This window comes from Ruegeria sp. HKCCA6707 (assembly GCF_013033515.1).
GTDB lineage: Bacteria > Pseudomonadota > Alphaproteobacteria > Rhodobacterales > Rhodobacteraceae > Ruegeria.
In genome coordinates this window covers 105,581-117,442 of sequence record NZ_WQEG01000006.1, presented here as the reverse complement: position 1 = coordinate 117,442, position 11,862 = coordinate 105,581, and the positions used below count along the sequence as shown (strand labels likewise).

14 protein-coding genes are annotated in these 11,862 nt (G+C 58.3%); 4 read left to right on the top strand and 10 right to left on the bottom strand.

Annotation, left to right across the window (positions count from 1 at the left end; all coding sequences use genetic code 11):
- Positions 1 to 144 precede the first annotated feature (144 nt).
- From GOW40_RS15395 to GOW40_RS15380, 4 genes are all read left to right on the top strand, one after another.
- A complete protein-coding gene (locus tag GOW40_RS15395; protein WP_171100520.1) occupies positions 145 to 792 on the top strand; it encodes a 50S ribosomal protein L25/general stress protein Ctc in 648 nt (215 codons plus the stop codon).
- Between the two features lie 131 nt (positions 793 to 923).
- Positions 924 to 1,607 carry an aminoacyl-tRNA hydrolase gene (gene pth / locus GOW40_RS15390; RefSeq protein WP_171131585.1) on the top strand — a complete coding sequence of 228 codons (684 nt, stop codon included), beginning with the start codon at positions 924 to 926 and terminating at the stop codon, positions 1,605 to 1,607.
- An 82-nt stretch (positions 1,608 to 1,689) separates the two neighbouring features.
- Entirely contained in the window at positions 1,690 to 2,853 is a 1,164-nt protein-coding gene (locus tag GOW40_RS15385) for a serine hydrolase (protein ID WP_171131587.1), read from the top strand.
- Positions 2,854 to 2,862: 9 nt separating this feature from the next.
- Positions 2,863 to 3,237 (top strand): DUF2237 family protein, encoded by a 375-nt coding sequence (locus GOW40_RS15380; protein ID WP_171100525.1) that lies wholly within the window; start codon positions 2,863 to 2,865, stop codon positions 3,235 to 3,237.
- 6 nt (positions 3,238 to 3,243) lie between these two features.
- On the opposite strand, the gene GOW40_RS15375 is transcribed toward GOW40_RS15380, so the two are convergent.
- The 10 genes from GOW40_RS15375 to aroA all read right to left on the bottom strand — a co-directional run bounded on the left by GOW40_RS15375 (position 3,244) and on the right by aroA (position 11,801).
- Entirely contained in the window at positions 3,244 to 3,876 is a 633-nt protein-coding gene (locus GOW40_RS15375; protein WP_254430587.1) for a class I SAM-dependent methyltransferase, read from the bottom strand.
- A gap of 38 nt (positions 3,877 to 3,914) precedes the next feature.
- Positions 3,915 to 5,162 (bottom strand): tryptophan synthase subunit beta, encoded by a 1,248-nt coding sequence (gene trpB, locus GOW40_RS15370; RefSeq protein ID WP_171100527.1) that lies wholly within the window; start codon positions 5,160 to 5,162, stop codon positions 3,915 to 3,917.
- A gap of 88 nt (positions 5,163 to 5,250) precedes the next feature.
- Positions 5,251 to 5,895, bottom strand: coding sequence for a phosphoribosylanthranilate isomerase (locus GOW40_RS15365; protein WP_171131589.1), 645 nt, complete (start codon positions 5,893 to 5,895; stop codon positions 5,251 to 5,253).
- 8 nt (positions 5,896 to 5,903) lie between these two features.
- Positions 5,904 to 6,254 carry a lipopolysaccharide assembly protein LapA domain-containing protein gene (locus tag GOW40_RS15360; protein ID WP_171100531.1) on the bottom strand — a complete coding sequence of 117 codons (351 nt, stop codon included), beginning with the start codon at positions 6,252 to 6,254 and terminating at the stop codon, positions 5,904 to 5,906.
- Positions 6,255 to 6,261: 7 nt separating this feature from the next.
- Entirely contained in the window at positions 6,262 to 6,546 is a 285-nt protein-coding gene (gene ihfB / locus GOW40_RS15355; protein WP_050603110.1) for an integration host factor subunit beta, read from the bottom strand.
- Positions 6,547 to 6,815: 269 nt separating this feature from the next.
- Positions 6,816 to 8,492, bottom strand: coding sequence for a 30S ribosomal protein S1 (gene rpsA / locus GOW40_RS15350; protein ID WP_171131594.1), 1,677 nt, complete (start codon positions 8,490 to 8,492; stop codon positions 6,816 to 6,818).
- Positions 8,493 to 8,763: 271 nt separating this feature from the next.
- On the bottom strand, positions 8,764 to 9,048 hold the full coding sequence (locus GOW40_RS22360) for a DUF6525 family protein (protein WP_256367862.1): 285 nt from the start codon (positions 9,046 to 9,048) through the stop codon (positions 8,764 to 8,766).
- Positions 9,049 to 9,152: 104 nt separating this feature from the next.
- Positions 9,153 to 9,689, bottom strand: coding sequence for a hypothetical protein (locus GOW40_RS15340; RefSeq protein WP_171100537.1), 537 nt, complete (start codon positions 9,687 to 9,689; stop codon positions 9,153 to 9,155).
- 127 nt (positions 9,690 to 9,816) lie between these two features.
- Positions 9,817 to 10,443, bottom strand: coding sequence for a d(CMP) kinase (locus GOW40_RS15335; protein WP_171131598.1), 627 nt, complete (start codon positions 10,441 to 10,443; stop codon positions 9,817 to 9,819).
- Entirely contained in the window at positions 10,443 to 11,801 is a 1,359-nt protein-coding gene (gene aroA, locus GOW40_RS15330) for a 3-phosphoshikimate 1-carboxyvinyltransferase (protein ID WP_171131600.1), read from the bottom strand. Before aroA ends, GOW40_RS15335 begins: the two co-directional genes overlap by 1 nt.
- Positions 11,802 to 11,862: the final 61 nt, after the last annotated feature.

Genomic DNA, 11,862 nt, shown 5'->3' with positions numbered 1-11,862 from the left:
ATATCCCGGAGCGCGAGGCAGAGCCTGGCAAAATGAAAACCTGCCAAAAAGCCCTTTCCAAACGCGGTGAATCAAGCTAAGGACGCGGCTTCACGCGGGCATACAGCCTTGGAGGATGCCCGCCCTAACTTTGGAGAATTTATCATGGCTGGAGAGATTCCTGATCTCGTAGCTCTGGAACGGACGGGGACAGGCAAGGGCGCCGCTCGTCAGGCACGCCGCGACGGCATGGTTCCGGGCATTGTATTTGGTGGCGACAAAGATCCGCTGCCGATTCAGATCCCGTTCAACGAGTTGTTCAAGCGCCTGAAAGCGGGCCGGTTCAAGTCGACCCTGTGGAATCTGAAGGTAGACGGCCACGAAGACGTGCGCGTCATCTGCCGTGACGTTCAGCGGGACGTGGTCAAAGATCTGCCGACCCACCTGGACCTGATGCGCCTGCGCCGGACCACCAAGATCGCGCTGTTCATCCCGGTTGAGTTCATCAACGAGGAAGAAGCCCCCGGGATAAAGAAAGGCGGCGTTCTGACCGTTATTCGCCCGGAAATCGAACTGGTCTGCACCGCCGGAGAAATCCCCGAAAAGATCACCATCGATCTGACCGGTCTGAACATCAACGACGTTGTCACGATCTCGTCTGTTGAACTGCCTGCGGGCACCAAGCCGACCATCGACCGTGACTTTGTGATTGCAAACATCTCGGCCCCGACAGGCTTGTCGACTGACGACGAAGACGAAGGTGGCGAAGACGAAGCCGTTACAGAAGAAGTCGCTGAGGCAGCCGAAGAATAAGTCTGAACTCAGGCTATAGAACGCAAGAACGGGGCTCGCACAGAGCCCCGTTTTTTGTTTGAGCCTAAGACTGGAAATCGTGGCATGTTCCATGCCATCACATCTCGGCAAGAAACACAGGGGCACGTGTTATGAAATTGTTTGTGGGTCTGGGCAATCCAGGGTCAAAATATGCGCGCAACCGGCACAATATCGGCTTCATGGCGCTGGACCGGATCGCCGAGGATCACGGCTTTGGGCCTTGGAAGTCGAAGTTTCAGGCAGAGATATCCGAGGGCCGTTTGGGCCGCGAAAAAGTTCTGTTGGTCAAGCCACAGACGTTCATGAACCGCTCTGGTCAGTCGGTTGGCGAAGCCATGCGGTTCTACAAGCTCGACTCCACCGATGTAACAGTCTTTCACGACGAATTGGACCTGGCCCCGGGAAAAGTTCGCGTCAAAGCAGGCGGTGGCCATGCAGGGCATAACGGGCTGCGATCAATACACGAGCATATCAGCCCGGCCTATGACCGCGTGCGCCTGGGCATCGGCCACCCCGGACGGAAAGAGATGGTGTCCCCGTATGTGCTGGGGGATTTTGCCAAGGCCGATGGGGAATGGCTTGAGGATGTTCTACGCGGCGTAGCCGATGGTGCGGCCTACCTCGCCGATGGAGATAGTGGGAAGTTCATGAACGCTGTTGCGCAAAGAACTGCACCACCGCGTTCATCGAAATCGGCAGAAAAGCCACGAGAGGAGGCTAACCCCAAGCCCGAAGCTCTGCCAGAAGCCGACACGCGTTCAGCCATGCAGAAACTTCTGGACAAGTTCAAATAACCTGAGATGTCCTGCCGCGACGTTCTGATTGCTTAACGTCGAAAGCCGCGCTCCTATGTTGGGCAAACAAGGGAGGGGGGCGATGAGATCATTGCTAAAATGGCTGCTGCGTATCGTGTTGGCTCTGGCTCTGGCTGCGGTCGTGATTGGGCTCTGGAAGCGCGAAGAATTGATGCGCCTGATGGCCGTCAACTCGCTGTTTTCAGAGGAGAAGATCGTCCAAAACTTCTCGAATATGGATGACGCTTTCCTGACCGTAACGGTGCCCCGCGGCGATGGCCCCACGTGGGAACTGCCCTACGGTCCGGACTTTGATCTGCCAGACGGTGCGGCCAAATGGATTGAGGATCGTTCCGTGACCTCGCTTTTGGTGCTGCATGACGGCGAAATCCGGTTCGAGGAATACTATCTGGGCACTGGCCCCGACGATCACCGCATCTCTTGGTCCGTTGCGAAAAGCTATCTGTCGTCTTTGCTGGGTATCTTGCTGGCCGAAGGGGCCATCGGGTCGCTGGACGATCCAGTGGTCAAATACGCACCAGAACTGAGTGGTGGTGCCTATGACGGGGCTACGATCCGCAACGTGTTGAATATGGCCAGCGGCGTCACCTTTGACGAGGACTATCTGGATTACAATTCGGACATCAACAGGATGGGCCGTGTGGTGGCCCTGGGCGGAGAGCTGGACGACTTTACCGCAGCACTTCAGGACCGATTCACAAATCCCGGGGAAACATGGCAATATGTATCCATCGATACCCACGTGATCGGGATGGTTATCCGTGGTGCCACAGGCCGCAGCATCGCTGATCTATTGGCTCAACGCATCATCGCGCCGCTTGGGTTGGAGCGTGACGGGTACTACATCACCGACGGTGCCGGAGTCGCTTTTGTTCTGGGTGGTTTGAACTTCACCACGCGGGACTATGCGCGTTTCGCTCAGGTAATCCTGCAGAACGGAGTACGCGACGGCCAGCAGATGATACCCGCAGACTGGATTGCCGAGGCCACGTGGCCAAGTGCGCCAACAGCGGCTGGCAAGATCGGGTACGGATACCAGTGGTGGATCCCTATTGGCGCGCATGAAGGCGAATTCTTGGCGCGTGGCGTTTATGGCCAATACATCTACTTTGATCAGGCTCGGGGCGTTGTGATCGTGTCAACTGGAGCGGATCGCCGGTTTCGCGAAAACGGGGTCAATGAAGAGAATATCGAAATGTTCCGCAAGATCGCAGAAAACCTGTAAGCTGGCATCATGCAGAAACAAGACAGCATAAACGTTTTGGGGGGTGTTCTTGCCCCATGCTCTCGGAAACCGCTGACCGGGTTCTTTCGGGATGGCGCGTGCAATACCTGTGCCGAGGATCAGGGCAGCCATACGGTCTGCGCCGTGATGACAGCCGAATTTCTGGCCTATTCGAAATATGTCGGCAATGACCTGAGCACGCCGCGGCCAGAGTTTGACTTTCCCGGTCTCAAGCCCGGCGACAGCTGGTGCCTGTGTGCGGGTCGTTTTCTGCAGGCCCATGATGAGGGCTGCGCACCCAAAGTGCATCTGGAGGCCACACATCAACGCGCTCTGGATATTGTTCCGCTGAAAATACTCAAAGCCAACAGCCTAGGTGAGTAATCCGGGTCAAACAGCTATTGCACGATATCCGCGAGATGTCCTTGAAGGTGGACCGGTGGGAAAGCTGTGCTGCGCTTTTAGGTCCCAGCCTGCAGCGTTCAGCATTTGCTCAACCGCTTCTGGGCGATAGGATTTGTGACGCCACTGCAACCAGATGATTGCGTTGCACCAATGCGGTTTGCTGACAACCAACCACAGCGGCGCGCCCGGAACGACCAGAGCACGCATATGCTGCAAAGCCGAAACAGGATCGGCGCAATGTTCCAGAACATGAGCCGCCAACAGACAGTCATGCAGGGACGTAGGCCGATAATCTTCAAGGCGTTCGGGGATGGCTTCTGCACTTGCGCCGCGCGCCGACAGCGACTTTTGAGCCTGTGTCAACATCGCCGCCGAAGGTTCAAGCAACGAGATTCTACCCGAAGAGTGAATGACGGCACGGGCCTCGGCAAAAGCCCCGGTTCCGCATCCGATGTCGAGCGCGTTTTGGCCTAAAGGCGCCGAAGGGTCAGAAGAGAGAAACCCAAGATAGGCATCGAAATACCCCAACAACCGCATCTTGTCGCTCCAGCCTGCCGCAGCCGCGTCGTATTTGCGGTCAAGCTGTGCCGGAGATTGGGATGATGACGGGCTGCGCATGTCGCGCAACCTGCCACGTTTCAAAACAATAGCAAAGCTCAGTCTGCGGTGCGTCCTTCGGTATCTGACATGTCGAAGTTCAGATATTTAGCAACGGTCTGCACGTCCTTGTCACCGCGTCCGCACATGTTCATGCAGATCAGGTGATCTGAGGGCAGATCGGGCGCGATCTTCATGACATGGGCCAGCGCGTGGCAAGGTTCCAACGCCGGGATAATGCCTTCGGTGGCGCAGCAAAGTTGGAACGCGTCCAGTGCTTCCTTGTCGGTGATCGAGACATAGTTGGCGCGGCCGATATCGTGCAGCCAGGAATGCTCGGGGCCAATGCCTGGGTAATCCAGACCGGCCGAGATCGAATACCCTTCGAGGATCTGCCCATCATCATCCTGCAGCAGGTAGGTGCGGTTGCCATGCAGTACGCCGGGGCGCCCGCCGGTCAGCGACGCGCAATGCTCCATCTTTTCGTTTACACCTTTACCGCCCGCCTCAACACCGATGATGTTGACATCCTTGTCGTCCAGGAACGGATAGAACAGGCCCATCGCGTTTGACCCGCCACCGATGGCAGCAATGATCGTATCGGGCAGACGGCCTTCGGCCTTCATCATCTGCTCTTTGGCTTCCTTACCGATGATCGACTGGAAATCGCGCACCATGGCCGGATAGGGATGCGGCCCGGCGACGGTGCCGATGCAGTAGAACGTGTCGCGCACATTGGTGACCCAATCGCGCAGCGCGTCGTTCATGGCGTCTTTCAGCGTGCCGCGACCTGAGGTCACCGGAATCACCTCGGCCCCCAGCAGGCGCATGCGGAACACGTTGGGCGCCTGACGCTGCACATCATGCGCGCCCATATAGACGATACATTTCAGGCCGAACTTGGCGCAGACGGTTGCGGTGGCGACACCGTGCTGCCCTGCCCCTGTCTCGGCGATGATCCGTGTCTTGCCCATGCGCCGCGCCAGAATGATCTGGCCCAGCACATTGTTGATCTTATGCGCGCCGGTGTGGTTCAGCTCATCGCGCTTAAGATAGATCTTAGCGCCCCCCAGATGCTCGGTCAGGCGTTCTGCAAAATAGAGCGGCGACGGGCGGCCGACATAGTTGGCCCACAGATCATCCATCTCGGCCCAGAAGGTCGGATCATCCTTGGCTTTGTCATATTCCTCTTCCAGCGACAGGATCAGCGGCATCAGCGTTTCGCTGACAAAACGCCCACCGAAAATGCCGAAACGCCCCTGCTCATCGGGGCCCGACATGAAGGAATTGAAAAGATCGTTGGCCATGGGTATCTTCCTCGTCATACCCGTTGTTCATAAGAGGTAGCGGCGGGATTTGCCATGGCAAAACGTCGCCCTGGGCCCGGGCCTGAATCTAACCCGCTGCTGTGATAAAAGCGCGGATCAGCTCTGGGTCCTTGACCCCTGGCGCGCTTTCGACACCGGAGGCGACATCGACCTGACGCGCCCCGGTCATTCGGATCGCCTCGGCCACGTTTTCCGGGGTCAGCCCACCGGCCAGCATCCAGGGTTTGCGCCAATATTTTCGCCCCGCCAGCAAGCGCCAGTCAAAGGCCAGACCATTGCCGCCCGGCAGAACCGCGTTCTTCGGCGGTTTGGCATCAATCAACAGCTGATCGGCGACGTCGCTATAGGTATCGATGGCGGGCAAATCATCTGCATCCGCCACGCCAATGACCTTTATGACGGGCAAACCATAACGCTCTTTGATCGCTTGCACCCGCGCGACGCTCTCGGACCCGTGCAATTGCAACATGTCAAACGGAGCCGCGCCGGTGATCGCATCGAGTTCCTCGTCCGAAGCGTTGACCACCAAAGCCACTTTGGCCACGCCCACCGGCACCTGTGCCGTAAGAACCGCCGCCTGCTGCGGTGAGACATATCGCGGTGACTTGGGAAAGAAGTTGAACCCGAGATAGCGCGCACCTGCGTCCGCCGCGACGCGCACGTGATCGGGTGTGGTCAGACCACAAATCTTGACATTGATGTCACCGGGCATGGGCGGCCTCAGCTGGCCTCATCCAGAAGGGCCAGAACCTCGTCCTTGCCTTCATTCTGCTTCTTCTTGAGCTTCTTGACCTCACGCTCAAGCTTGCGCACTTCGCTGGTCTTGGCCGTCGCATCCCGGCGATGCTTATGCTCGCGCAGCCATTCCCACAGGAACCCGATGACAAGACCGGCGACAACCCCGCCCAGCACCACGATAAATAGCGGCAGTGATGTCGACATGTTAAAGCCCAGCAGTTCTGCCAGGGCGTCCGGCATCAGTTTCAATTCGACCATCTCGCGGTTCGCCAGCGAGATCGAAACCAAAACGATCCCCAGGACCGCAAGAAAACCATATCGAAGATAGCGCATCATGGCGTCAGGCTTTACCGTTCAAACGATCCCTTAGCAACTTGCCAGTCTTGAAAAACGGAACACATTTTTCTTCAACCTGCACCGTCTCGCCGGTGCGGGGGTTGCGGCCGACGCGCGCGTCACGTTTCTTGACCGAAAACGCACCAAACCCGCGCAGCTCAACGCGGTCACCACGAGCCATGGCGTCGGTGACTTCTTCAAAAACGGTGTTTACGATCCGCTCGACGTCGCGTTGATACAGATGAGGATTTTCATCGGCGATTTTCTGAATCAATTCTGAACGGATCATGCGCATTACCCTCCCAGGCGGCCGTTTTCTTTTGAATCGTATTCGCACCAGTATAGGAAAAAACCCGGTGGCTGGGAACGATTACTCTGTGCGTTGAACGGCTAAATAATGGCGGACTCAGGCGAATTTGGTCCGGCCTGCTGAAATTCACGCCGGAATCATGGCCGTGCCGTGATCGTTAGGGTGAATCCCGAAGACATTGATTCGCAACAAAAACGGCCCCGCACGATCGTGCGAGGCCGTAATTCTTGTTTGAGGTGCGCCCAGGCTTAGTCGCCCGATTTCAGCGCTGCACCCAGGATATCGCCCAGCGATGCGCCCGAGTCGGAAGAACCGTACTGTTCCACGGCCTCTTTCTCTTCGGCGATCTCGCGTGCCTTGATCGACAGGCCCAGACGGCGGGTCTTGCTGTCGACGTTGGTGACGCGCACGTCGACCTTGTCACCGACCGAGAAACGCTCGGGGCGCTGTTCGGCACGGTCACGGCTCAGGTCCGAACGACGGATGAACGACTTCATGCCTTCGTACTCGACCTCGATACCGCCATCTTCGATTGCGGTAACTTCGACGGTGATGACAGAGCCACGCTTCACGCCGCCCACGGCTTCGGCGAACTTGTCACCGCCCAGAGCTTTGATCGACAGCGAGATACGCTCTTTTTCCACGTCCACTTCCGAGACAACGGCCGAAACCATGTCGCCTTTGCGGTAGTTCTGGATCGCATCCTCGCCACGCTCGTCCCAGCTCAGGTCCGACAGGTGGACCATGCCGTCGATGTCGCCTTCGAGGCCAATGAACAGACCGAATTCGGTGATGTTCTTGACTTCGCCTTCGACCTCGGTGCCCTCGGGGTGTGTTTCTGCAAACACTTCCCATGGGTTGCGCTGAGTCTGCTTCAGGCCCAGAGAAACGCGACGCTTGGCGCCGTCGATTTCCAGAACCATGACGTCGACTTCCTGGCTGGTCGAAACGATCTTGCCGGGATGGACGTTTTTCTTGGTCCAGGACATCTCGGATACGTGCACCAGACCTTCGACACCGGCTTCCAGTTCGACGAACGCGCCGTAGTCGGTGATGTTGGTGACGCGACCCTGATGGACCGAGCCCAGCGGGTACTTGGCAGCAACCAGATCCCACGGATCTTCCTGCAGCTGCTTCATGCCCAGGCTGATGCGGTGGGTCTCTTTGTTGATCTTGATGACCTGAACCTTGATGGTTTCGCCGATCGTCAGGATCTCGGACGGGTGGTTCACGCGACGCCATGCCATGTCGGTAACGTGCAGCAGGCCGTCAACACCGCCCAGGTCAACAAACGCACCGTATTCGGTGATGTTCTTGACAACACCTTCGACGGTCTGACCTTCGGACAGGTTGCCGATCACTTCGGCGCGCTGTTCGGCACGCGATTCTTCCAGGATTGCACGACGCGAGACAACGATGTTGCCACGGCGGCGGTCCATTTTCAGAATCTGGAACGGCTGCTTCAGACCCATCAGCGGGCCAGCGTCACGCACGGGGCGGACGTCAACCTGCGAACCGGGCAGGAACGCAACAGCGCCACCCAGATCGACGGTGAAGCCACCTTTGACGCGACCAAAGATTGCACCTTCGACGCGTTGGTCGTCGGCATAGGCTTTTTCCAGACGATCCCATGCCTCTTCGCGGCGGGCCATCTCGCGCGAGATGACGGCCTCGCCTTTGGCGTTTTCTGCGGCGCGCAGGTAGACTTCGACCTCGTCACCAACAGCGATTTCAGGGGCTTCGCCGGGATTTGCGAATTCTTTCAGATCAACGCGGCCTTCCATTTTATAGCCGACGTCGATGATGGCTTGGCCGGCTTCAACAGCCAGAACCTTGCCTTTGACAACAGAACCCTCTTCGGGTGTGTCCATTTCGAAGCTTTCGTTCAGGAGGGCTTCGAATTCCTCCATGGATGCGTTAGCCATGTGGCGTTTATTTCCTTTGCATAACGTTTTAGCTGGCCGAACGGTTGTCTCCGCCGGTCTTGTTTCATGATGTCTGATGACGTGACCCGGAACGCCCCTGAGCAAACAAACATAAAGGGCCGAGGTGACCCGGCCCTGCTCAGATACGTCGCCCGGACGTTGACCGCCCGTGTTCAGACAGCGCGCGTATAAGCGGAAATCCCGACAGACGCAAGAGCAAAGCCCTTATTCAATTGGCGCTTCCTCGCGTATGGCCTCTTTGCCAGACGCTCTAGTCACGCGCCAACATCGCCTGTTCAACCGCGCTCAGCTTTTCCATCGCGGCCTGGGGGTTCTGCGCGCCGCCCGCATTCTTCCAGATTTTCATCGCCGAACTTGGGCTCCACGGCAGGCAGGCGTTGGCCAACCATTGCCGCAACGCCGAGGGCAATGCGTCATAGGCTTGCATCGGACAACCTTGCCGCTTGCGCGGGCGCAATCCTGACCGCAGGTTGCGCGGGCGATTCAGGCGAACTTGGCTTGCGTCTTTAAGAGATGAAACAGAGTGAAAGGACAAGAGTGCGCGGTCAACATGTGATGTTATCTTATAACGACCCGTTCACTATGTCACACAACCCCGGATCACAACCCGAAAATCAACGTTTCCAGCTGTTTTTGAGTTCAGATTTCTTCGCCCTGCTTGAGCAGTTCATCGATCAACTGACGTTGCAGGTTCTGACTGTCGCCACCACCAAACTCGTGCCCGCCGCCCGAATAGAGCGAACCATAGGTCTTGGCGATATTGATCGTTTGCCCCAGCCCCGAGATCAATTGATCTTTCTCCAGGGTCGACAGAGGGTGAATATAGGCGGCCCAAAGCGTTCCATTGGCAATCGCATAGCGCGCGTCCAGAGTGCTGTCGAAATTGGCCTGCATCATGCGGCGCATATCCTCAGGCGACAGATCATCAGCACTGCGGATCGCTACCATGGCGCGCATCCGATCAGCATTGACATCGGTCACCACAAAGATCGGCACCTCGGCAACCGTCAGCGCAAAGCCCGGCCCCTGAGGCTGTGCATCCGGGTCGAGCGCGAACAGGATATTGCCCAAACGCTCATAGGTCATCGGAGGCTCGGCCACTGGCGCGTCAGGCTGCGCGTCCTGAGCGCTCAGGCTAGTGGCAACAAAAAATAGGAAAAAGGCTAGTCGGATCATGGCGTCACTCCTGCAGGAACAGTCTGACCATACGAGGTGGCATTACACCTGACCAAACAAAGCTTAGTGAACAGGATAACAATCTGACCCAATACGGCAGAGCGATGCGACGCCGCGAAAGCCAAGGTTAGTCTTGTGCTGCAAGCTTTCTGTTGATGATCGACTTGGCCAGGTCCAACGCCGCATCAATCGAAAGGTCTGTTGTATCAACCATGACGGCATCTTCGGCAGGTTTCATCGGAGCGGCACTGCGCCCCGCGTCTCGCGCATCACGTTCGCGCACATCGGCCAACACTTGATCACGCGTGACATCCGCGCCCTTGCTGCTCAGTTCCAGATACCGGCGTTCGGCGCGCACTTCGGCACTGGCCGTCACAAACAGCTTAACCTCGGCGCGCGGGCAAATCACGGTGCCAATATCACGCCCGTCCAGAACGGCCCCACCTGCCCGGCGGGCAAAGGCGCGCTGGAAGTCGACCAACGCGGCGCGAACCTCGGGGATCACCGCTACTTTCGAGGCCGCCTGCGCGATCTCGCCTGTCCGCAGATCGCCTTGCGCAAGTTCTTCCGCAGTCAGGGCCTGGGCTGCTGCCAAGGGATCAACGCCCTCTAGCACCCGCCGCCCGACGGCGCGATACAACAGCCCCGTATCAAGATGTGCAAACCCGAAATGGGCCGCCACAGCCATGGAGATCGTGCCCTTGCCCGAAGCGGCAGGCCCATCAATCGCAACGGTAAAGCTGTGAGTGTCCATCAAACCGACCGATTGTTGCGCATCAGCTTTGCGCCGAGCCTGGTCATCAGCGGCTCGAAGATCGGGAACGAGGTCGCGATCGGGCCACCATCATCCACAGTCACGGGCTTTTGCGCGCCCATGCCCATCACCATGAACGACATTGCGATGCGGTGATCCAGAAAGCTTTCGCAGGTGCCGCCACCAGGCACGTTGCCAATGCCCAAACCTTCGACTGACCACCAGTCTTCACCCTCATCCACGGTCACCCCATTCGAGCGCAGGCCTTTGGCCATTGCGTCGATCCGGTCGCTTTCCTTGACCCGCAGCTCTTTGACACCGCCCATCACGGTCGTGCCCGTCGCGTTGGCAGCAACCACAGACAAAACGGGATACTCATCGATCATCGAGGCCGCACGTTCAGGTGGGACCGAAATGCCTTTCATATCCGGCGAGTATTTCGCCCGCAGATCGGCAACCGGCTCACCGCCCTCTTCGCGTTCGTTTTCATAGGTCAGGTCGGCCCCCATCTCGCGCAGCGTGGTGAACAGGCCGGCGCGGGTCGGGTTCAGGCCGATGCCCGGCACCAGAACGTCCGAGCCGGGCGTGATCAGCGCGGCGCATACCGGGAAAGCCGCACTGGACGGATCACGCGGCACTGCGATGACTTGTGGTTTCAGTTCGGGGCGACCGGTCAGGGTGATCACCCGCCCCTCATCGGTATCCTCAACAGTGATTTCAGCCCCAAAGCCTGCCAGCATCCGTTCGGAATGATCGCGCGTCGCCTCTTTCTCGATCACGACGGTCTTACCCGGTGCGTTCAGGCCCGCCAGCAACACAGCCGATTTCACCTGAGCCGAAGGCACCGGCACTTCGTAGCGCACAGGCGTCGGATCAGCCGCGCCCACGATGGTCATAGGCAGGCGCCCGCCGTCACGGCCCACCGCTTGCGTGCCAAACAACGCCAACGGATCTGTTACACGCGCCATGGGACGTTTGTTCAGGCTGGCGTCGCCTGTAAAGGTTGCTGTGATCGGAGACGTTGCCATCGCGCCCATGATCAGGCGCACACCGGTGCCTGAGTTGCCGCAATCAATCACCTGATCGGGTTCGGCAAAGCCGCCCACACCGACACCATGCACCGACCATTCGCCACCGCCATGATCAGTCACCTCGGCCCCAAAAGCGCGCATCGCTTTGGCAGTGTCCAGCACATCCTCGCCTTCCAGCAGACCGCTGATCCGGGTTTCGCCCACAGCCATCGCGCCCAGAATCAAAGACCGATGCGAGATCGACTTGTCGCCCGGCACCTCTGCCGTTCCGGTCAACGGGCCGCAGGGATGCGAAGTCATCGGGATGGGCGTGCCGTGTCCGGACATGAGGGCTCCTTTTGCGCTATCAGTTCAAGGCCGATTAGCGAATTGCAGCCGCAGGGTCCAG